Origin of the sequence: Flavobacterium sp. 1355, assembly GCF_017833415.1 — a bacterium.
Lineage (GTDB): Bacteria > Bacteroidota > Bacteroidia > Flavobacteriales > Flavobacteriaceae > Flavobacterium.
Genome location: NZ_JAFICC010000009.1, coordinates 103,573 through 125,268, shown reverse-complemented (window position 1 = coordinate 125,268; position 21,696 = coordinate 103,573). Strand labels below are relative to the sequence as shown.

At 34.5% G+C, this 21,696-nt stretch carries 28 protein-coding genes; 22 read left to right on the top strand and 6 right to left on the bottom strand.

The window, feature by feature from the left end; genetic code table 11:
• The first annotated feature begins 43 nt into the window (after positions 1-43).
• On the top strand, positions 44-535 hold the full coding sequence (locus JOD96_RS13120) for a hypothetical protein (protein WP_209564692.1): 492 nt from the start codon (positions 44-46) through the stop codon (positions 533-535).
• On the opposite strand, the gene JOD96_RS13115 is transcribed toward JOD96_RS13120, so the two are convergent.
• The 6 genes from JOD96_RS13115 to JOD96_RS13090 all read right to left on the bottom strand — a co-directional run bounded on the left by JOD96_RS13115 (position 536) and on the right by JOD96_RS13090 (position 9,483).
• The gene (locus JOD96_RS13115; RefSeq protein ID WP_209564691.1) at positions 536-1,339 is read right to left on the bottom strand and encodes a DUF2490 domain-containing protein; all 804 of its coding nucleotides are present in this window, start codon (positions 1,337-1,339) and stop codon (positions 536-538) included. It abuts the gene before it with no gap.
• A gap of 42 nt (positions 1,340-1,381) precedes the next feature.
• Positions 1,382-2,116 carry a 23S rRNA (guanosine(2251)-2'-O)-methyltransferase RlmB gene (gene rlmB / locus JOD96_RS13110; RefSeq protein ID WP_209564690.1) on the bottom strand — a complete coding sequence of 245 codons (735 nt, stop codon included), beginning with the start codon at positions 2,114-2,116 and terminating at the stop codon, positions 1,382-1,384.
• A gap of 98 nt (positions 2,117-2,214) precedes the next feature.
• Entirely contained in the window at positions 2,215-3,342 is a 1,128-nt protein-coding gene (locus tag JOD96_RS13105) for a hypothetical protein (RefSeq protein ID WP_209564689.1), read from the bottom strand.
• A gap of 165 nt (positions 3,343-3,507) precedes the next feature.
• Positions 3,508-4,962, bottom strand: a complete 1,455-nt coding sequence (locus JOD96_RS13100) for a SusD/RagB family nutrient-binding outer membrane lipoprotein (protein WP_209564688.1) — start codon at positions 4,960-4,962, stop codon at positions 3,508-3,510.
• A 3-nt stretch (positions 4,963-4,965) separates the two neighbouring features.
• Complete coding sequence (locus JOD96_RS13095; RefSeq protein ID WP_209564687.1) at positions 4,966-8,223, bottom strand: SusC/RagA family TonB-linked outer membrane protein; 3,258 nt, start codon at positions 8,221-8,223, stop codon at positions 4,966-4,968.
• A gap of 84 nt (positions 8,224-8,307) precedes the next feature.
• Positions 8,308-9,483: a hypothetical protein gene (locus JOD96_RS13090; protein WP_245188408.1), complete on the bottom strand. Its 1,176-nt coding sequence runs from the start codon at positions 9,481-9,483 to the stop codon at positions 8,308-8,310.
• Between the two features lie 706 nt (positions 9,484-10,189).
• Between JOD96_RS13090 and rpsL the strand changes: the two genes are divergently transcribed.
• The 21 genes from rpsL to rplR all read left to right on the top strand — a co-directional run bounded on the left by rpsL (position 10,190) and on the right by rplR (position 21,694).
• On the top strand, positions 10,190-10,573 hold the full coding sequence (gene rpsL, locus JOD96_RS13085) for a 30S ribosomal protein S12 (RefSeq protein WP_007136570.1): 384 nt from the start codon (positions 10,190-10,192) through the stop codon (positions 10,571-10,573).
• A gap of 23 nt (positions 10,574-10,596) precedes the next feature.
• Complete coding sequence (rpsG, locus tag JOD96_RS13080) at positions 10,597-11,073, top strand: 30S ribosomal protein S7 (protein ID WP_007803600.1); 477 nt, start codon at positions 10,597-10,599, stop codon at positions 11,071-11,073.
• 10 nt (positions 11,074-11,083) lie between these two features.
• The gene (gene fusA, locus JOD96_RS13075) at positions 11,084-13,240 is read left to right on the top strand and encodes an elongation factor G (RefSeq protein WP_209564686.1); all 2,157 of its coding nucleotides are present in this window, start codon (positions 11,084-11,086) and stop codon (positions 13,238-13,240) included.
• An 11-nt stretch (positions 13,241-13,251) separates the two neighbouring features.
• Complete coding sequence (gene rpsJ / locus JOD96_RS13070; RefSeq protein WP_007803605.1) at positions 13,252-13,557, top strand: 30S ribosomal protein S10; 306 nt, start codon at positions 13,252-13,254, stop codon at positions 13,555-13,557.
• A gap of 403 nt (positions 13,558-13,960) precedes the next feature.
• The gene (gene rplC / locus JOD96_RS13065; protein ID WP_007803612.1) at positions 13,961-14,578 is read left to right on the top strand and encodes a 50S ribosomal protein L3; all 618 of its coding nucleotides are present in this window, start codon (positions 13,961-13,963) and stop codon (positions 14,576-14,578) included.
• On the top strand, positions 14,578-15,207 hold the full coding sequence (gene rplD / locus JOD96_RS13060) for a 50S ribosomal protein L4 (protein WP_065450855.1): 630 nt from the start codon (positions 14,578-14,580) through the stop codon (positions 15,205-15,207). The genes rplC and rplD overlap by 1 nt, the downstream gene beginning before the upstream one ends.
• 7 nt (positions 15,208-15,214) lie before the next feature.
• Complete coding sequence (rplW, locus tag JOD96_RS13055) at positions 15,215-15,505, top strand: 50S ribosomal protein L23 (RefSeq protein WP_007803621.1); 291 nt, start codon at positions 15,215-15,217, stop codon at positions 15,503-15,505.
• Between the two features lie 14 nt (positions 15,506-15,519).
• Entirely contained in the window at positions 15,520-16,344 is an 825-nt protein-coding gene (gene rplB / locus JOD96_RS13050; protein ID WP_007803623.1) for a 50S ribosomal protein L2, read from the top strand.
• Between the two features lie 6 nt (positions 16,345-16,350).
• Positions 16,351-16,629, top strand: coding sequence for a 30S ribosomal protein S19 (gene rpsS / locus JOD96_RS13045; protein ID WP_007803626.1), 279 nt, complete (start codon positions 16,351-16,353; stop codon positions 16,627-16,629).
• A 6-nt stretch (positions 16,630-16,635) separates the two neighbouring features.
• Positions 16,636-17,049 (top strand): 50S ribosomal protein L22, encoded by a 414-nt coding sequence (gene rplV / locus JOD96_RS13040; protein ID WP_007803631.1) that lies wholly within the window; start codon positions 16,636-16,638, stop codon positions 17,047-17,049.
• Between the two features lie 5 nt (positions 17,050-17,054).
• Positions 17,055-17,816: a 30S ribosomal protein S3 gene (gene rpsC, locus JOD96_RS13035; protein ID WP_007803635.1), complete on the top strand. Its 762-nt coding sequence runs from the start codon at positions 17,055-17,057 to the stop codon at positions 17,814-17,816.
• Between the two features lie 19 nt (positions 17,817-17,835).
• Positions 17,836-18,261, top strand: coding sequence for a 50S ribosomal protein L16 (gene rplP / locus JOD96_RS13030; RefSeq protein WP_007803637.1), 426 nt, complete (start codon positions 17,836-17,838; stop codon positions 18,259-18,261).
• 13 nt (positions 18,262-18,274) lie between these two features.
• Positions 18,275-18,466 (top strand): 50S ribosomal protein L29, encoded by a 192-nt coding sequence (gene rpmC, locus JOD96_RS13025; RefSeq protein ID WP_007803639.1) that lies wholly within the window; start codon positions 18,275-18,277, stop codon positions 18,464-18,466.
• A 17-nt stretch (positions 18,467-18,483) separates the two neighbouring features.
• Entirely contained in the window at positions 18,484-18,744 is a 261-nt protein-coding gene (gene rpsQ / locus JOD96_RS13020) for a 30S ribosomal protein S17 (RefSeq protein WP_007803646.1), read from the top strand.
• Positions 18,745-18,746: 2 nt separating this feature from the next.
• Positions 18,747-19,115 carry a 50S ribosomal protein L14 gene (gene rplN, locus JOD96_RS13015; RefSeq protein ID WP_007803649.1) on the top strand — a complete coding sequence of 123 codons (369 nt, stop codon included), beginning with the start codon at positions 18,747-18,749 and terminating at the stop codon, positions 19,113-19,115.
• Between the two features lie 11 nt (positions 19,116-19,126).
• Complete coding sequence (gene rplX, locus JOD96_RS13010) at positions 19,127-19,441, top strand: 50S ribosomal protein L24 (RefSeq protein WP_007803650.1); 315 nt, start codon at positions 19,127-19,129, stop codon at positions 19,439-19,441.
• A 2-nt stretch (positions 19,442-19,443) separates the two neighbouring features.
• Positions 19,444-19,995, top strand: coding sequence for a 50S ribosomal protein L5 (gene rplE / locus JOD96_RS13005; protein WP_007803652.1), 552 nt, complete (start codon positions 19,444-19,446; stop codon positions 19,993-19,995).
• A 3-nt stretch (positions 19,996-19,998) separates the two neighbouring features.
• Positions 19,999-20,268, top strand: coding sequence for a 30S ribosomal protein S14 (gene rpsN / locus JOD96_RS13000; RefSeq protein ID WP_007803655.1), 270 nt, complete (start codon positions 19,999-20,001; stop codon positions 20,266-20,268).
• Between the two features lie 104 nt (positions 20,269-20,372).
• On the top strand, positions 20,373-20,771 hold the full coding sequence (rpsH, locus tag JOD96_RS12995; protein ID WP_007803657.1) for a 30S ribosomal protein S8: 399 nt from the start codon (positions 20,373-20,375) through the stop codon (positions 20,769-20,771).
• An 18-nt stretch (positions 20,772-20,789) separates the two neighbouring features.
• The gene (rplF, locus tag JOD96_RS12990) at positions 20,790-21,332 is read left to right on the top strand and encodes a 50S ribosomal protein L6 (RefSeq protein ID WP_042565877.1); all 543 of its coding nucleotides are present in this window, start codon (positions 20,790-20,792) and stop codon (positions 21,330-21,332) included.
• 11 nt (positions 21,333-21,343) lie between these two features.
• Positions 21,344-21,694 (top strand): 50S ribosomal protein L18, encoded by a 351-nt coding sequence (rplR, locus tag JOD96_RS12985; protein WP_042565878.1) that lies wholly within the window; start codon positions 21,344-21,346, stop codon positions 21,692-21,694.
• Positions 21,695-21,696 lie beyond the last annotated feature (2 nt).

The following is a 21,696-nucleotide window of genomic DNA, read 5'->3' as shown; positions in this document are numbered from 1 at the left end:
ACACTATTTTTGTATTAATGATTTGATTATTAGTATTTTGATTATGAAAAATATAGTTTTATTTTTTTTAATTTTATTTAGCTTTCAAAGTTTTGCTCAGTGTGATATTAAAAGCAAAGTGCAGGCTGATGACTCGATGTTGTATTTTATCAAATCAGCTACCTTTTACAAAACAAAACAAAAATCATTAAAAATCGGGATCGTAACTGATAAGGAAAACTATTTTATTGCTTTGCGGCCAATACCGTTTCCTTTAAAAAAAGATAGTAATATAAAAGAAGATTTAGTTATTGAACTTTCTGATCGAAATAAATATAAACTGCAGCATTTTGATACACGCTATATAAAACATGATTCTGTTATGGAAATTCTTTATCTGATTGATAAAAAAGACATCAGGCCATTTTCAAGTTTTGAGGCTATAAATGCTGATGTAAACATTCCGGGCACTGAATTTATGGAAAATTATACCTTTAAACTTCATAAAAAAGCGATCATGGATCAGTTAAACTGTTTTCTTAAGGAAGAAAAATAGTTATTCATCTTCTTTTGAGGTAGTTGAACTCTCCTTATGAAAGAGTTTATTTTTGACGTTTTCGAACAGATTATTAAATGTAAGTGTCAAAGAAGCAGCATTCACAGTTTGAGTTCCTTTATTTCGAGGAAGAATTTCATTTACATACATGACTTCAAGCTGAATGTCGTCACTAAATAAATATCCTGCACCGATATTAAATCTATTACGATCAAAGAAACTTTCTCCTGTTACTTTTGCTCCGGATTTAAAAAACAACTCATCAGAAATTATTCCATAAACAACTCCTTTACGAAGCACTTTGCTGTTTATTGGCTTTAAATACTTGATTTGCTGCCTGTATCGAAAAACATTTTCATAATCTTTATCCGCATTTCTCAAATGTCTGATTTCTAGTCTGGAACGCGTGCTTAAAGTATAACCAACCTTATGGAAATAATAAATACCCTGTAAGGCAAATCTCCATTCAGGAGATTTAAACTGACCAATTTCGGGAACATCTTTGTTGTCATAATATGCCAAAAAAGCAGAAGTTTTCCACCTCGGGCTTAGATAATGATGTCCCCAAACCCTAAATGACCTTTGCACATTATTTTCAAACATGTTCGAAGATGATTCTGTGCTGCTAAATGAATTTGCTATATCTAATTCTGCAGACCATTTTTCACTTATTGTTTTAGTGAATTGAACTTCGCTCCAGAATTGATTGTATGTGGTATCTTGTCCATAACTAGCAAAAGTTGTTATGAAGAAAAGTAAAAGACTCTTTTTAACCGATATGTTTGAAGGTAAGGATGAATGCATTTGTTTTTAAAATTATTCATTACCGATCTAAACGTATAAAAACTAACTTCTTTGTCGCACAGTTTCATATAAAAACGCGCCACATGCCACTGAAACATTTAAGGAACCAATTGAACCAAACATTGGTAATTTTGCTTTTTCATCAACAATTTTAAGAACAGATGGATTTATTCCACGATCTTCAGAACCCATTATAATTGCAACTGGTTCGTTTAATGATACGTCATAAATATTTTGTTCTGTTTTTTCAGTTGCAGCAACAGTTTTAATTCCCGAACCCTGAAGATAAAATATAGCATCCTTGATGTGTTCAACTTTACAAATAGGCACATTAAAAACGGCACCTGCAGAAGTTTTAACAGTATCACCATTAACAGGAGCAGATCCGGCCTTTTGTACTATAATTCCATTTACTCCCGTACATTCTGCAGTACGAATTATGGCACCAAAATTTCTTGCATCTGAAATTTGATCTAAGATAAGGAATAAAGGTTTAGCACCTGATTCAATAGTAGATTCTACCAGATGTTCCAGATCAATAAAACCAATAGGAGATATTGTTGCTACAGCACCCTGATGATTATTTGGAGTTAATCGATTCAGTTTTTCTACCGGAACGTAAGAGAAATTAATGTTAGCGCGTTTCATGACTTTCATTAAATCCTTCATTAATTCTCCAGAAATTTCTTTTTGGATGAATACTTTATCTACTTCCTTACCTGCCTGAATTGCCTCTATTATGGCTCTTATTCCAAATATTTGATGTTCTTTTTCCATAGGACAAATATAGGTATAATGTTTATATAAAAAAAAACCACCGACAGCTGTCGGTGGTTTAGTTTCTATTAAAAGAATATTTTATCTGTTAAGAGTATTTAGTCGATAACAACAGGAGTTGTTGGTTCTGCTAGGTGTAATACTCCTTCTTTATAAGAGAATGATAATTTTTGACTTGTAGTACCAGCTACTCTGTCGGTAATTTGGATTAAGCCGTAGTAAGTTACATCTTGGAAATCTGGCTCATCATCAGATCCTACATTAACATTTCTTGTAACTTTATAAAGAACTACATCGTTTAAAACTAAATTATTTAATCCTGAAACTTTAGTACCAGCGTTAAATGCAGCTTCAGCTTGTAACAAAGTAGTAGTGTCAAAATTCAATGCATTAGCTTTTACGAATTCAATTCTAACGTCATTTGAAGATCTTACGAAACCAAATGGGCTTGTAAATGTAACCTCAGTATGAGCTGTATCAGCTCCGTCATAATTTAAACCAGTTTGGAAACTAAATTGGCTTGTAGTATCAGAGTTAGATAAAGCACCATCTTTAGCACCATCAAAAACTTGTTCAGCATAAGTGATTTTTGTAGTAATAGCATCAGTTTGAGTTCCAGCTGTTACTGTAAATCTAAATGTTACTACATCATCTGGTTGTACACCAGCACCAATGTAATCTAAACCAGCCACATCAATAGTCTGTTTGCTTGTTGAGAATGTCAGGTCTGGAATTGGAGAATAAGCTCCACCGTTTATAGACCATTCACCTACTACCTTATCAACTACAGTTCCTGTATTTGAAACAGTAGCATAATGTATGTTAACTGGTGTAGGGTCGTTGTACAATACCGCTGTTACTCCACTTGTAGAAGTAGTTGTATTTGTTGCACTACCGTGATCGTCAGCTTTCCAAACAATTCCTTTAGCAACAGTAAGTCTGTAAGGAGCTCTTGTAGATGTTCCATCAGAATAAGTTGTGATAATTGCTAATACAAAAACTCCAGTTTTACCTGTTAATGTTACAGTACCATCAGTTTGAGTTACTGGAAATACATCAAAACTACCTAATGTAGAAGTGTTAAATGTAGCCTTACCATTAGCAATAGTAGCATCAGCAACTTTAGGCCCAAGTTTTATTGGATCAGCTGTTGTAGCAGCAATGTTTTGGTAAATTTCAACTTTAGTTGCAGTTACACCTTCTTTTGTAAAAAGTGCAATAGGCAAGTCAAAGTTCTTATCTAAGCGGCTAATTGTCGCCTGTGGTACCGCATTACCTCCTACTTCTACGAAGTCTGTACCATCTTCTTCTGAAGAACAAGAAGCTAAGACTACTACTAGTGCAAGAGCAGCAATTTTTATATATTTTTTCATATTTTTTATTATTTTTTATTATTTTTTATCCCAGAAAACTTTAGTAATACCAATGTTAGTTCCGCCTGATTTAGCTATTGCAGCTTGTACATTTGTAGCATTGATAGTTTGTTCTTTTACAGGGTAAGGATAGCTTTTAGGAACCTCTTTAAGGTTGTTAAAAGTGATAGCTGGTGCAGCCAATACAGGATAGTCTAATCTTCTGTAAGAAGTCCAGGCTTCAAATCCTCTGTTGAAATAAGAAATCCATGCTTGCTCACCAATTTTTTGTTGCCATGTTGGAGCTGCAGTAGCATAAGCTACATCAGGTCTTCCTAAATAAGCAACAATGTCAGCAGATGCTACACCCCAATCCTGCATAGAAGCAGTGATGGCAGCATTATAGTGAGAAGCAGCACTTCCACTAACAGCAATTCCTCTTGCAGCAGCCTCAGCTAATAAAAACTCAACTTCTGAATAAGTAAATAATACTCCAGGATAAGTTGGTTTTTTAATAGTTTCAGTTAAGTGAGAGAATGAACCATAAGTATTTAAAGCTCCATAAACTCCACCTTTATAAGTACCGTCATCATATAAAGTGAAATATTTAGGTCTTCTTGGGTCACCAAGAGCATTCATCTTATTAACAAAAGTATCAGCTGGTAAAAAGTCATTACGACCTGAAGCAACTAAATCAACATATAATGGGTTTGCATTTGGCTGAGTTTCAGCGTAAGTCATATAAGTACCATCAGCACTTGAAGTCATTAAACCATCAGCCTCAGCAGCTAAAACTTGTGCAGAAGCATAAGTTGCGTCAACGTCATGCATATTAATTGCCATTCTTAAACGTAATGAATTAGCAAATTTTGCCCATTTACCAGTATTTCCACCGTAAATTAAATCTGCATCATCAAAACTTCCTACGTTAGTATCTAATGCATCAGATGCAGCATCTAGTTTTGATAGTAAATCTCTGTAGATTGTTTGAGCATCATCATATTTTGGTAGAGGATTTCCACTAATATCTAATGCTTGAGTATAAGGAATATCTCCAAATGTATCTACCAAAGTATTATAAGCATATGCAGAAAGAATGTCGATAACTGCAATTTTATTGTCAATAATAGCAGCTTCCTCTGCGTTAGCGTCTGCTTTCAGTTGAGTTAACAAATTTTTTGCTTCTTTGAAATCTCTTAGTACATCACGGTAATATACGTTCCAGTGAGTATCTGGAATATTACGTGAAAAGTCATACTGACTCTCTTGTGGATATTGTACTTCTGTCCATTGTTGAGCATATAATCTGAAAACATTTACGTTTACAGAAGTACTTGTAACCTGATCTACTAATGCATGTTCTGCGTTAGTAAATAAATAGGTTGCGTCAGTCATTGTTGGACGTTTTGTGTCCGTATTCAATCCTGTAATGTCATCAGTACATGATGCAAACATGGATAAAATTGGTATTAATATAAGAAGTCTATTTTTCATAGCTTAGAATTTTATTGTTAAGTTGCAACCAATATTTCTAGTGGTTGGTAAAGACCCGATAGATAAACCTGAAGATCCTATGTTAGACCCTAAACCACTTTCTGGGTCAGCATCTGGAAGATCTTTATCGATTATCCATAAGTTTGATCCAATAATAGATATTTTCGCGTCAACTAATTTTATTTTTTGTACTAATGAAGTTGGTAAAGTATAAGTAATGTTTACTTCTCTTAATTTGATAAAACCAGCATCATATACATAATCTTTTCTAGCTCCATTTCCATATGCATTTGTAATAGCTCCACCTGTAACATATGCAGTTCTTGTTGTGTTTGGAGTACCGTCAGGGTAAACACCTGGAAGGATTACACCACCACCAGTAGCAAGTGAATTTCTTTTAGGATATCCTAAGTCATTGTTGCCAACTGTATTTTCAGTTAAACCTGTACCTTGACCATACCATTGATCTGTAGAGAAGATATCTCCTCCTTTTTTCATATCAATCAAGAAGCTTAATGATAAACTTTTGTATGAGAATTTATTACGAAGACCACCAATCCAATCAGGGTTAATATCTCCAATAATGTTGTTTGCACTTGTGTTAAGTAAATAAGTTCCGTTTGCTGGGTTCACAACTCTTTGACCGTCTGCAGCATAAACGTAATCTGTACCTTTTAAAATTCCAAATGGTTTTCCAGCTACAGCATTTAATGTAACACTTCCTGGGTAAGTTCCACCAATTACTAAGTTTTCTAATCCTGGAGCAAGAGCAGTTACCATGTTCTTGTTTTTAGACCAGTTAACTGTAATATCCCAAGCAAAATTATTTGTTTTGATTGGAGTAGCATTAAATTGAACCTCGATACCTTTATTCTCAATAGTCGCAGCATTTATGTACTGGAAGCTATATCCTGTAGCACGAGAATATTCAACTGGAATAGCCTCACCTTCGTTAACGTTTTTGTATAAACTCACGTCAAATCCAACTCTTTTGTTTAAGAACTGCATCTCAAGACCAATCTCTTGTGTCTTAGTTTTGATAGGCTCTAGGTTAGAATTGTTTTTTGTTCCGTTTACAGAGTATTGTTGTTGTCCGTTAAAAGCGTTAATTTTTGTATAAGTATCAACTAAAGCTAATGTTGGTGTTCCAAGTGGGCTTTCAGAATAACCACCTCTTAATTTACCAAATGTTAACCAGCTTGCATTTGCAAGTTTAGTGAAAACCCAGCTACCAGAAATAGAGTTACTAAATAAAGAGTTGTTTCCTTCAGGTAATTGAGAGAAAGCATCTCTTCTTGATGTTGCATCAATAAAGAATTGATCCATATATCCGATAGAAGCAGAAACAAAGTAACTGTTAACTCCAGTTTTAGTTTCTCTTTCGTAAGGGTAAGGGCTTGATGATACAGAGTTATCTAAACTGTAAAGACCTGGATTAATAAGGCCACCTTCAGTTGAAGCAGTAATTTGATTAAAATAATTTCTTCTTATCGTTCCACCCGCAACTCCTGTTAAGTTCCAGTTTTCACCGAAGTTCTTTTTGAAGTTAAGTAACAAATCGTAGTTTTGCTCAGAGAAATTACCGTTATAACGTTGGTATCCTGACATTTCAGTAAAACCATTTACACCAAAAGTTTTTCCTACAGAACCTACAGCTAATCTTTCTTCACGGATTTCAGAATATGTATCAGTAGATATTTTCGCAGTTGCAGATACCCATTCAGCAATTTTATAAGTAAAGTTTGCATAACCTACAAAACGGTTTCTGCTGTCATTTTGATAGTTTTTGTAACGATCAAAATAAGGGTTGTTCCAATATGCAGGGAATCCATCGTCAGCACCAAGTCTGTTCCAAGTAAGGTTTTGACCACCTGAGTTATTGTAAGCTTGTTGTTGTTGTTTAATATCAACGTTAGTTTGCCACCATTGACGGAAACCAGACACTAAGTTGTCGCTATATCCTGTCATGTTTCTACCTATTGTAGATTGGTTTGAGAAGTTAGCAAAAGTACTAAGTGAAAGTCTGTCAGAAAATTGGTGATTTACTTTTACACTGAAATTGTTTTTATTTAATTCACTATTTGGTAAAATACCTGTTTGTTTAGTATTTGAATAGTTGAAAACTAAATTCGTTTTGTCGTTAGCATCTTCAAAAGATATACTGTTTACCAAAGATAAAGAGTTTTTGAAGAAAGAATTAGGGTCGTTTTTAGCAGCTGTCCAAGCTGATTTTTTACCATAATTAGGATTTCCAGGATAATCTGAGAATGAATCCCATTGATAAACATTCAAAGAAGGATCAAAAGCGTTACCAGTAGAAGAGTCATCTCCCATGTAAACAACTCTGTCATTTACACCATCACCATCAAGATCGGCACTAGTGTCAAAAGAACCACCGTATCCAGCTCCGTATTGTTTTTGATATTTAACGAAAGTATCTTTGTCTGGAGAACCAGTTACTACTTCAGAAGAAACAGTAATCCCAAGACCTTTTTTAGCTCTACCTTTTTTAGTAGTAATCATTAAAACCCCGTTACCAGCTAAGTATCCGTATAGTGCAGATGCAGCAGCACCTTTCAATACGTTCACACTTTCAATATCTTCTGGATTAATATCCATACCGTTATTTCCGTAGTCATAACCCTGAGCACCTCTTAATTGTTCTGAAGTACCATCGTTAGTGTTGTTAGCGTTGTTAATTGGCATACCATCAATAACGATAAGCATCTCATTACTTTGGTTGATAGCTTTAACACCACGAGAGATTGCACTCGTAGAACCACCAAAGTTAGTGTTTCTTCTTACGTTAACACCTGCTACTTTACCAGAAAGTTCATTTAAGAAGTTTCCACTTGAAGTACCAGATTTTAGATCTCCTGCTTTTAATTCTTGTGTTGCGTAACCAAGAGATTTTTTCTCTCTTTTAACACCTAAAGCTGTTGTTACTACAACACCTTCAAGTTCTTGTGCATCACCAGCTAATTTTACATTAACAGAAGATGAACTTGCAGCTATTTCTTGGGTTTTCATCCCAATGTAGCTAAATACCAAAACTTGGCTTGTTGATGCTTTGATAGAGTATTTACCATCAAAATCAGTTTGCGTCCCAGATTTCGTTCCTTTTACTAATACACTTACACCTGGCAAAGGCATACCTGCATTATCGGTAACGATACCCGAAACAGCTCTTTCTTGCGCAAAAGTTAGTTGCGCTACTAGTACTAATAAAAGCACTAAGAATCCATTGAACTTTAGTTTCATTTTTAAATATTTTGAATTAGTATCGCAAAACTCTTAATAATTTGTTAACTATCCTAATAAATAAAAATCTTTTTTTGTTAAACATTAAAATTTAACATTATAACATATGTTTATGATAGTGTTATATAATTGTAATTCGTTAATGTTTTGTCCTCCATTTGTAAGAGTAATTTTTAATAAACCATTTTTGGTTTGTATTGTTGTTCCTGCTCCGATTCCTATTAATTTTTTTGTTTTATTTTTTTCAAAAGAGCTCGTCAAGTCTTGATATAGCCCATAATCTATAATAGAATTAATATATAGGTTTTTAGAAACAAAATATCTGTATTCTGTAAGAATTAGAGAGTTGAAATTGGATTGCAGGCTATTTTCCAAAAATCCTCGAATAGAATTCACTCCTCCAAAACGGAATAATTCATTTGAAATGTAATTTTTACTATTTAGATAAAAATTTTGTGAATTTATGTTAAAATAATTTCTCTTGTTAAGTTCGAAATTATAAGAAACGTTAATGTTTATGTAAAATTGCTTGCTTGATCCGGCAGTGTCGGGATTGTTATTAGTGGTTCTTTTTCCGAATCCTGTTGTTAGGTTTAAGTATGTTTTTCTTGGAGATAAATCGTTTGAATTGTCGTTTTTCCAATATTCTGCTGATGTAGTAAGGTAGGAGTTATTGAAATCACTGATCGTTGAATTGTTTGTATTTTGGATGTCACTGGATTCTGTAGATTGATAGCCAAAATAAATTTTTGAATTATAGTTGATATAATATCCCAGATCAATTGCCGTTTTTGTGTTTTGAAATGTACTATCCTGTTTAAATATATTTAATTGTGCTTTTATTCCAAGTGAAGTTTTGAAAATATAAGGAATTTCTAATTTGGTATTGAAAGTCTTTTGTTGATTCCCATCACTTTTCCAATATAAAGAAAATTGCTCTCCTGAATGAAGAATATTTTGAAGTGTAATGTCGAGATAACCGTTTAGATTTACCTTGTTGTTTTCGTCATTCGAAAATCCAATATATCCATCAAAATTGTTTGCTTTTCTTTTTTCAATGTAAACATATATTTTGGTGGAGTCGTTTGTGAATAAAATTTCAGGATATTTTGGTTGAGTAGTAAATTCAAAACTATTGATGTCATTATATAGTTCTTTTATGGTATTTTGATTAAAAGTTTTGTTGATGTATTTTTTATTTAGTTGTTTTAAATGCCCTTTAGGAAAAAAATCATGATTATTGACATTTATATAATTCATGATAATTGAATTTATAACGCGTTTTTTTTCAGATTTAAAACTTAAGTCTGCATATATTATGGAATTCTTTCTTTGGATGTTTTCTAGTTTTAACTTGCTTAGAGCAAAACCTTGTTTCTCTGCTTCAATTATTTTTTGATTTAAATAATTTTCTGTGTTTTCATAAGGTAGAATTAAGGTGTCGTTTTTGGTTTCCGAGGAATTAAAAAAGATATTATTTCTACCTATATATATATGTATATTTTTTATTTTATTTTTTAGGCTTATTATCGATATATAAGTACTGTCGTTTATTTTGTTGGCACTGAGTATGCTATTGTCTAAATATCCTTTTTTTGTCAATCTTTGTGAAGTGTTGTTTATCTCGTTAAATAGTGATTTTATATTCTGGTGTTGTGTAGTATAATTTAGTGAATCTATTGTTTTGTTCTCAATCAAATTGTTTCCATTTATTTTTAAATGAAAAATTTGAGCTTTACAACTCAAGCCGATTATTAAAATGAATATATTTAAAAGATGTCTCAAGCGAGTTTAGTGTTTGTTAAAAATACTGCAAATATCTATTATTTGTTTGTAAAAGTTTAAGCTTAAATAATGTTATTGAAAATTAATGGATTAACGTTTGTATAGTGAAAAATATTTTATACATTTGCAACCCCGTAAAAAGCGGGAATTTAATATACATAATAAATTTTTAGTATTAATTATGCCAACAATTCAACAATTAGTAAGAACAGGAAGAACTCAGATAACTAAGAAGAGTAAATCGGTTGCTTTAGATTCTTGTCCTCAAAGAAGAGGGGTTTGTACGCGTGTTTACACTACTACACCAAAAAAACCAAACTCTGCAATGCGTAAAGTTGCGCGTGTACGTTTGACAAATGGTAATGAAGTGAATGCTTACATCCCTGGAGAAGGACACAATTTACAAGAGCACTCGATAGTATTAGTTAGAGGCGGAAGGGTAAAAGATTTACCAGGTGTTAGATATCATATCGTTCGTGGAGCACTTGACACGTCAGGAGTTGCAGGAAGAACGCAAAGAAGATCTAAGTACGGTGCTAAACGCCCAAAAGAAGCAAAAAAGTAATTTAAAACTTTTAAGAAAAAGACATGAGAAAAAGAGCGGCAAAGAAAAGACCACTTTTACCAGATCCGAGGTTTAACGACCAATTGGTAACACGTTTTGTGAATAACTTAATGTGGGATGGTAAGAAATCTACAGCTTTCAAAGTATTTTATGATGCAATTGACATCATCGAATCTAAAAAGCAAGATTCAGAAAAATCTTCATTAGAAATTTGGAAAGATGCTTTAACTAACGTTATGCCTCACGTAGAAGTACGTAGTCGTAGAGTAGGTGGAGCTACATTTCAAATTCCAATGCAAATTAGACCAGACAGAAAAATTTCTATGGCAATGAAGTGGTTGATACTTTATTCTAGAAGAAGAAATGAAAAATCTATGGCACAACGTTTAGCGTCAGAATGTTTAGCTGCTGCTAAAGAAGAAGGTGCTGCGGTTAAGAAAAGAATGGATACTCACAAGATGGCAGAAGCTAATAAAGCTTTCTCTCACTTTAGATTTTAATTCGTAAGAAATGGCTAGAGATTTAAAATATACAAGAAATATCGGAATCGCTGCTCACATTGATGCTGGTAAAACAACAACAACTGAGCGTATCCTTTTTTATACTGGTAAATCACATAAAATTGGTGAAGTACATGATGGTGCTGCAACAATGGACTGGATGGCACAAGAGCAAGAAAGAGGTATTACAATTACATCGGCTGCAACAACTTGTGAGTGGAATTTTCCAACTGAGCAAGGTAAGCTTTTGCCTGAGTCATTGCCATATCACTTTAATATTATTGATACTCCTGGGCACGTTGACTTTACTGTAGAGGTAAACCGTTCTTTGCGTGTACTTGATGGATTGGTTTTCTTGTTTAGTGCTGTTGATGGTGTTGAGCCTCAATCAGAAACTAACTGGAGACTTGCTGATCAATATAGAGTTCCTCGTATGGGATTCGTTAATAAAATGGACCGTCAGGGATCTAACTTTTTGGCAGTTTGTCAACAAGTTCGTGATATGTTGAAATCTAATGCTGTTGCAATCACTTTGCCAATTGGTGAAGAAAATGATTTCAAAGGTGTTGTGGATTTAGTAAAAAACCAGGCTATCATTTGGCACGATGCAACTCAAGGGGCAACTTTTGATATTGTTGAAATTCCTGCTGATATGGTTGCAGAAGTTAAAGAATATAGAGATATCCTTATTGAGGCAGTTGCTGATTACGATGAGAACTTGCTTGATAAGTATATGGAAAATCCAGATTCTATCACAGAAGAAGAAATTAACAATGCTCTTAGAGCTGCAACTATGGACATGGCTATCATCCCGATGATTGCTGGTTCTTCTTTCAAAAACAAAGGAGTTCAGTTCATGTTAGATGCGGTTTGTAAGTATTTGCCATCTCCAATGGATAAAGAAGGTATTGAAGGGATTCATCCTGACGATGCTGAATTATTGGAAGAAGATCAAACTAAAATCTTGCGTAAGCCAGATGTAAAAGAGCCGTTCGCTGCTTTGGCATTTAAAATTGCTACTGACCCATTCGTAGGTCGTTTAGCTTTCTTCCGTGCTTACTCTGGACGTTTAGATGCTGGTTCTTATGTTTTGAACACTCGTTCAGGAAATAAAGAAAGAATTTCTCGTATCTACCAAATGCACGCTAATAAACAAAATCCAATCGAGTTTATTGAGGCTGGAGATATTGGAGCTGCTGTTGGATTTAAAGATATCAAAACTGGAGATACATTGTGTGATGAAAAACACCCAATCATTCTTGAGTCAATGAAATTCCCTGCACCGGTAATTGGTATTGCAATTGAACCTAAAACTAAAGCTGACGTTGATAAAATGGGTATGGCTTTGGCTAAATTAGCTGAAGAAGATCCAACATTTACTGTTAGAACAGATGAGGCTTCAGGGCAAACTATTATCTCTGGTATGGGTGAGCTTCACTTAGATATCTTAGTGGATCGTATGAAACGTGAATTTAAAGTTGAAGTGAACCAAGGTGAGCCTCAAGTTGAATATAAAGAAGCGTTTACAAGAAGTGCAACACATAGAGAGACTTATAAGAAACAATCAGGAGGTCGTGGTAAATTCGGTGATATCGTGTTTACACTTGAGCCAGCTGATGAAGTTGATGGTAAAGTTCCTGTAGGATTGCAGTTTATTAATGCAGTAAAAGGTGGTAACGTTCCTAAAGAATATATTCCATCTGTAGAAAAAGGTTTCCGTGAAGCTATGAAAACTGGTCCTTTGGCTGGTTATCAAGTGGATAGTTTGAAAGTAACTTTGACAGACGGATCTTTCCACCCTGTCGATTCTGATGCGCTTTCTTTTGAATTAGCAGCTAGAATGGGTTATAGAGAAGTAGCTAAGGCTGCTGGAGCAATTATTCTTGAGCCAATCATGAAAATGGAAGTTATTACTCCTGAGGAAAACATGGGAGATATCGTAGGTGATATCAATCGTCGTAGAGGTCAGGTTAATGACATGGGTGACAGAAATGGTGCTAAAACTATTAAAGCTGATGTGCCTTTATCAGAAATGTTTGGATATGTAACTACATTAAGAACATTATCTTCTGGTAGAGCTACTTCAACAATGGAGTTTTCACATTATGCAGAAACACCTTCTAATATTTCAGAAGCTGTAATTAAAAAAGCAAAAGGTAACGCTTAATTCTTAAGAAAATGAGTCAAAAAATCAGAATAAAACTAAAATCTTACGATCACATGTTGGTAGATAAATCTGCTGAAAAGATCGTAAAAACAGTAAAAACTACTGGAGCAGTTGTAACAGGTCCAATTCCGTTACCAACTCACAAAAAACTTTTCACTGTGTTGCGTTCTCCGCACGTTAACAAAAAAGCGAGAGAGCAATTTGAAGTAATGTCATACAAGAGATTGATTGATATTTATTCATCTTCATCTAAAACTATTGATGCATTAATGAAACTTGAATTGCCAAGTGGAGTTGAAGTTGAAATAAAAGTATAATTTTTATTATATTTTGTATATAAAAAGCGAGACAGAAATGTTTCGCTTTTTTTTTGTTAATGAGGATTTTTTGCGTTGTGTTTTTCAAGGTGTGAATTTTGATCGTTGTTTTTTTTGTTTTAGAGAAATGTCTTTTATTTAGCCTGTTGCGGGCGTTTTTCATTAGACATATTAAATAATTATTAAGCTAAATGGTGTTGTAGGTTAGATAAGTAAAATTTAATTTTTTCAGAAATAAAATACCGATGATGATGAGATAGATGCTTTGATTTTGATTATGAGCTATTTAATTTTTCTAACTGTTTGGTATATTCAATTTTAATGTATACTTTTGCACTCCCTGTTTGGAAATTTCTGTTATTTTCAAATTGAAGGGAATTTTAGTAATTAATAATTAATATTTATGTCTGGGTTAATTGGTAAAAAAATCGGCATGACTAGTATTTTCGACGAAAACGGGAAAAACATTCCTTGTACAGTAATCGAGGCTGGGCCGTGTGTTGTTACCCAAGTCAGAACCAAAGGTGTTGACGGGTACGAAGCGTTGCAACTTGGTTTCGATGACAAAAACGAGAAACATTCCACTAAAGCGGCTTTAGGTCACTTTAAAAAAGCTGGAACTGTTGCTAAGAAAAAAGTCGTTGAATTTCAAGATTTTGCAACTGAACAAAAATTAGGAGATCTTATTGATGTTTCTATTTTTGCTGAAGGAGAATTTGTAGATGTACAAGGTGTATCTAAAGGTAAAGGTTTTCAAGGGGTTGTTAAGCGTCACGGATTTGGTGGTGTTGGACAAGCAACTCACGGTCAACACAACCGTTTAAGAGCGCCAGGTTCTGTGGGAGCTTCTTCTTATCCATCTAGAGTATTCAAAGGAATGCGTATGGCTGGAAGAATGGGAGGAGACAATGTAAAAGTTCAAAACCTTAGAGTTTTAAAAGTAGTTGCTGAAAAGAACCTGCTTGTTATTAAAGGATGTGTTCCTGGACATAAAAACTCTTATGTAATCATTCAGAAGTAATGGAAGTAAAAGTATTAGATTTCAACGGAAAAGATACTGGAAGAAAAGTTCAACTTTCTGATTCAGTATTCGCAATTGAACCAAACAATCACGCTGTATACCTTGATGTTAAGCAATATCTTGCTAATCAAAGACAAGGAACTCACAAAGCTAAAGAAAGAGCTGAAGTGACTGGAAGTACACGTAAGATTAAAAAACAAAAAGGAACTGGTACAGCTCGTGCGGGAAGTATCAAAAATCCATTGTTTAAAGGTGGTGGAACAATTTTCGGGCCAAGACCAAGAAGTTATTCATTCAAATTGAATAAAAGCTTGAAAAGATTGGCAAGAAAATCAGCTTTCTCAATCAAAGCAAAAGAGTCGAATATTATCGTTCTTGAAGACTTTAATTTTGAAGCGCCAAACACTAAAAATTTCATTAACGTTTTGAAAGCTTTAGGGTTAGAAAATAAAAAATCTCTATTTGTGTTGGGAGAGTCGAATAAAAATGTATATTTGTCGTCACGCAATTTAAAGGCTTCTAATGTCGTAACTAGCTCAGAATTAAGCACTTACGCTATTTTAAACACTAATAATTTAGTGCTTTTAGAAGGTTCTTTGGAGTTAATCGAAGAAAATTTAAGTAAATAATAGGAATATGAGCATCATAATTAGACCTATAGTAACGGAAAAAGTAACCAAAGAAAGTGAAGTTTTAAACCGCTTCGGATTCGTTGTTGACAAAAAAGCAAACAAAGTTCAAATTAAGAAAGCTATTGAAGCTGCTTATGGAGTAACTATTGTTTCAGTTAACACGATGAACGTAAGACCGGACAGAACTACAAAATACACTAAAAGTGGTTTAATCAGTGGAAAGACAAATGCTATTAAAAAAGCAATTGTACAAGTACAAGAAGGAGAAACGATAGATTTTTATAATAATATCTAAAATAAGGCAGAAACATGTCAGTTAGAAAATTAAAACCTATTACCCCAGGTCAGCGATTTAGAGTTGTGAATGGTTATGACGCCATTACAACTGATAAGCCGGAACGCTCTTTGATAGCGCCGATAAAAAACTCTGGAGGTAGAAATAGTCAAGGAAAGATGACCATGCGTTATACGGGTGGTGGTCACAAGCAGAGATATCGTATTATTGATTTCAAAAGAACTAAAGACGGAATTCCGGCTACTGTGAAATCAATCGAATATGATCCAAATCGTACTGCATTTATCGCTTTATTAGCTTATGCTGATGGAGAGAAAACTTATGTTATTGCTCAAAACGGATTGAAAGTGGGTCAGAAATTAGTTTCTGGACCAGAATCTCAACCTGAAATTGGTAATACATTACCTTTAAGCAGAATTCCTTTAGGAACTGTAATTTCTTGTATTGAGTTACGTCCAGGTCAGGGAGCGGTAATCGCTCGTTCAGCTGGAACATTTGCTCAATTAATGGCAAGAGATGGAAAATATGCTACAATTAAAATGCCATCTGGTGAAACAAGATTGATCTTGTTAACTTGTTCGGCTACAATTGGAGCTGTTTCTAATTCAGACCACCAATTAGTTGTATCAGGAAAAGCTGGTAGAACAAGATGGTTAGGAAGAAGACCTAGAACAAGACCTGTTGCAATGAACCCTGTTGATCACCCAATGGGTGGTGGAGAAGGACGTTCTTCTGGTGGACATCCACGTTCAAGAAATGGAATACCAGCAAAAGGTTATAGAACTCGTTCTAAGAAAAACCCGAGTAACAAGTATATCGTAGAACGTAGAAAGAAATAATAAGATATGGCACGTTCATTAAAAAAAGGACCTTTCGTTCATTATAAGTTAGACAAGAAAGTTCAGGAAAACATTGAAAACGGAAACAAAGGAGTGGTAAAGACTTGGTCTAGAGCTTCTATGATTACTCCAGACTTTGTTGGACAGACTATCGCAGTTCATAACGGTCGTCAATTTGTACCAGTTTACGTAACAGAAAACATGGTAGGTCACAAATTAGGAGAGTTTTCGCCAACTAGATCTTTTAGAGGTCATGCTGGAGCAAAAAATAAAGGTAAAAAATAAGAAGCAATGGGAGTTCGTAAAAGAGAAACAGCAGATGCGAGAAAAGAGGCTAATAAGTCTATTGCTTTCGCAAAATTGAATAACTGCCCTACTTCACCTAGAAAAATGCGCTTAGTAGCGGACTTGGTAAGAGGTCAGAAGGTAGAAAGAGCACTTAACATCTTAAGATTCAGTTCTAAAGAAGCTTCAAGAAAATTAGAGAAACTATTATTATCTGCAATCAACAACTGGGAGCAAAAAAATAGTGAAGGTAATTTAGAAGAAGCTGGATTATTTGTTAAAGAGATCAGAGTAGATGGTGGAATGATGTTGAAAAGACTTCGTCCAGCTCCACAAGGTCGTGCACACAGAATAAGAAAACGTTCTAACCACGTTACAATCGTGCTTGGAGCTATCAATAACACACAAAGCAATTCTTAAGCAGCATGGGACAAAAGACAAATCCAATTGGAAATAGACTTGGTATCATCAGAGGGTGGGACTCAAACTGGTATGGTGGAAATGATTACGGTGATAAACTTGCCGAAGATCACAAAATCAGAAAGTATATCCACGCTCGTTTATCAAAAGCTAGTGTATCAAAAGTAATCATCGAGAGAACTTTGAAACTTGTAACCGTTACTATCACTACTGCAAGACCTGGTATCATTATCGGAAAAGGCGGACAAGAGGTAGACAAGTTGAAAGAAGAACTTAAGAAAGTTACTGACAAAGAGGTTCAAATCAACATCTTTGAAATCAAAAGACCTGAATTAGATGCTTATCTTGTGGCGACAAGCATCGCTCGTCAGATCGAAAGCCGTATTTCTTACAGACGTGCAATCAAAATGGCTATTGCTGCTTCTATGCGTATGAACGCTGAAGGTATCAAAGTTTTGATTTCTGGTCGTTTGAATGGAGCTGAGATGGCACGTTCAGAAGGTTTCAAAGAAGGTAGAATTCCTCTATCAACTTTCAGAGCTGACATTGATTATGCTTTGGCTGAAGCTCACACTACTTACGGTAGAATGGGTATCAAAGTATGGATCATGAAAGGTGAAGTTTATGGAAAGAGAGATCTTTCTCCACTTGCAGGAATGGATAAAAAACAATCTGGAACTGGTGGTGGTAAAGGTGGCGATTCTCCGAGAGGAGACAGAAAGCCTTTTAATAAAGGTGGAAAACCAGACGCTCGTAAAAGAAAGTAAATTTTTAAACTAAAGAAAAATGTTACAGCCTAAAAGAACAAAATACCGTAAGGTACAGAAAGGTAAAATGAAAGGTAACTCTCAAAGAGGGCATGAACTTTCTAATGGAATGTTTGGTATTAAATCTGTACATGAAGATGGAATGTTCTTAACGTCTCGTCAAATCGAAGCTGCACGTATTGCTGCAACTCGTTTCATGAAGAGAGAAGGACAATTATGGATCAAAATATTTCCAGACAAACCAATTACTAAGAAACCTCTTGAGGTACGTATGGGTAAAGGTAAAGGTGCCGTTGAATATTGGGCTGCCGTTGTTAAACCCGGAAGAATTATGTTTGAAGTTGGAGGAGTTCCTTTATCAGTTGCAAAAGAGGCTTTACGTCTTGCAGCTCAAAAGCTTCCAGTAAAAACTAAGTTCGTCGTTGCTAGAGATTTCGAAGCATAATTAAATTTATATTATGAAACAATCAGAAATAAAAGATCTTTCTGCAGCGGAGTTGCAAGAAAAACTTAGTCAAACTAAGAAAATATATGCTGACCTAAAAATGGCTCACGCTATTTCTCCAATTGAGAACCCACTTCAAATTAGAAGTGTAAGAAGAACAGTTGCAAGATTGGCTACAGAGTTAACTAAAAGAGAGTTACAATAATTGTATTCTGCTGAAAGATGGAAGAAAAAAGAAATTTAAGAAAAGAAAGAATAGGTGTTGTTACTTCAAATAAAATGGATAAGTCTATTGTTATTGCTGAAGTAAGAAAAGTAAAACACCCATTATACGGTAAGTTCGTGTTGAAAACTAAGAAATATGTTGCACACGACGAAACAAACGACTGTAACATTGGAGATACTGTAAGAATTAGCGAAACGCGTCCTTTAAGTAAAACAAAATGTTGGAGATTAGTTGAAATCTTAGAAAGAGCTAAATAATTATGGTACAACAGGAATCAAGACTAAAAGTAGCAGATAACACGGGAGCAAAAGAAGTTTTAACTATCCGTGTTTTAGGAGGTACCAAAAGAAGGTATGCCTCTGTTGGTGACAAGATTGTAGTATCTATTAAAGATGCAACTCCTAACGGTAACGTTAAAAAAGGAGCTGTTTCAACTGCAGTTGTTGTACGTACCAAAAAAGAAGTGAGAAGAGCTGATGGTTCTTATATCCGTTTCGATGATAATGCATGTGTTCTTTTGAACGCTGCAGGGGAAATGAGAGGAACACGTGTTTTTGGTCCGGTAGCAAGAGAACTTCGTGAAAAACAATTCATGAAAATTGTATCATTAGCACCAGAAGTGCTTTAATTCGTTTTAAGATGATAAAGCTAAAAATAAAATCAGGAGATATCGTAAGAGTTATTGCTGGAGACCATAAAGGTGCTGAAGGTAAAGTTTTACGTGTTTACCGTGAGAAAAATAAAGCGATAGTTGAAGGTGTAAACATGGTTTCGAAACATACAAAACCAAGTGCTAAAAACCCTCAAGGTGGTATCGTTAAGAAAGAAGCTTCTATACAAATATCTAACATTTCACTAATTGATCCTAAAACTAAGGAAACAACTAGAGTTGGTATTAGAGTAGAAGGAGATAAGAAAGTAAGATTTTCAAAAAAATCTAATCAAGTACTATAGTAATGGCATATACACCTAGACTAAAAGAAGAATATAAGAGTAGAGTAATCTCTGCTCTTAAAGAGGAATTCGGATATACAAACGTGATGCAAGTTCCAAAACTTGAAAAAATCGTTTTGAGCCGTGGAGTTGGTGCAGCTGTATCTGATAAAAAACTTATTGACTATGCGGTTGATGAGTTAACAAAGATCACTGGACAAAAAGCAGTATCTACAATTTCAAAGAAAGACGTTGCGTCTTTTAAATTGAGAAAAGGGATGCCTATTGGAGCAAAAGTTACTTTACGTGGTGAAAGAATGTATGAGTTTTTAGATAGACTTGTTACTTCTGCTTTGCCACGCGTTAGAGATTTTAGTGGTATCAAAGCTACTGGTTTCGACGGAAGAGGTAATTACAACCTTGGAGTTTTGGAGCAAATCATTTTCCCGGAAATTGATATTGACAAAGTAAACAAAATTTCAGGAATGGATATTACATTTGTTACTACTGCAAAAACAGACAAGGAAGCAAAGTCATTATTGGCTGAATTAGGATTACCTTTTAAAAAGAATTAAGACATGGCTAAAGAATCAATGAAAGCCCGTGAGGTTAAGAGAGAAAAAACGGTAGCAAAGTATGCTGAGAAAAGAAAAGCTTTGAAAGAAGCTGGAGATTTTGAAGGTTTACAAAAATTACCTAAAAATGCTTCACCAGTTCGTTTGCACAATCGTTGTAAGTTAACAGGTAGACCAAGAGGTTATATCCGTCAATTCGGTATTTCACGTGTAACTTTCCGTGAGATGGCTAATAATGGGTTAATTCCTGGAGTTAAAAAAGCGTCTTGGTAATCTCGCAATAAGTTAGTACTTTTGCAAACCAAAAAATAATTTTAATTGATTAAAGGTTCGGGAGATGAGTATCTCCCGAAAACCATAATCGCAATCAAATACATATGTATACAGATCCTATTGCAGATTATTTGACTAGAGTTCGTAACGCTGTGGCTGCAAACCACAAAGTTGTAGAAATTCCGGCTTCTAATCTAAAAAAAGAAATAACTAAGATCTTATTTGATCAAGGTTATATCTTGAGTTACAAATTTGAGGACAACACTGTTCAGGGTTCAATCAAAATCGCTTTGAAGTATGATAAAGATACTAAAGAGCCAGTAATTAAAGATATCCAAAGAATTAGTAAACCTGGTTTACGTAAATACGCAGGTGCTGCCAAATTACCAAGAATCCTTAACGGATTAGGAATTGCAATTGTTTCAACTTCAAAAGGTCTTATGACTGGAAAGCAAGCGAAACAATTAAATGTAGGTGGTGAAGTAATTTGTTACGTATACTAATTTTAAAGACTAAATAAGATGTCAAGAATAGGTAAAAGCCCAATTGTAATCGCTGCTGGAGTGACTGTAGAAGTTAAAGACGGTATCGTTACGGTAAAAGGAAAAAAAGGTCAACTAACTCAGGAGTTTTCGGACATTACTGTAAAAGTTGAAGGCGATCAGGTTCTATTAGAAAGATCGTCTGATCATAAAGACCAAAGAGCAAAACACGGATTATACAGATCATTAATCAATAATATGATAATTGGTGTATCTGAAGGTTTTACAAAAGAACTTGAATTAGTTGGAGTTGGATATAGAGCTTCAAACCAAGGTCAAAAGTTAGATTTAGCTCTTGGATATTCTCACAATATTGTTTTGGAAATTGCTCCGGAAGTAGCTTTAGAAACAATATCTGAAAAAGGTAAAAACCCTATCGTAAAATTAACATCATTTGACAAACAACTTTTAGGACAGGTTGCTGCGAAAATCAGAGGTTTCCGTAAGCCTGAGCCATACAAAGGAAAAGGTGTTAAATTTGTGGGTGAAGTATTAAGAAGAAAAGCAGGTAAATCAGCTTAAAAAATAAGATTATGTCATTAACAAAATCTGATAGAAGACAGAGAATTAGATTCAGAATTAGAAAATCGATTAGTGGTACTGCTACTAACCCAAGACTATCTGTATTTAGAAGTAACAAAGAAATTTATGCTCAACTTATAGATGACGTAAATGGAGTTACTTTATTAGCTGCATCTTCAAGAGAAAAAGAAATAGGAAAAGGTACTAACGTTGAAATCGCTGCTGCTGTTGGAAAATTGGTTGCAGAGAAAGCGTTAAAAGCTGGGATTGATACAATCACTTTTGATAGAGGTGGTTATTTATATCACGGTCGTATTAAATCATTAGCAGAAGGCGCAAGAGCGGCTGGACTTAAATTCTAATA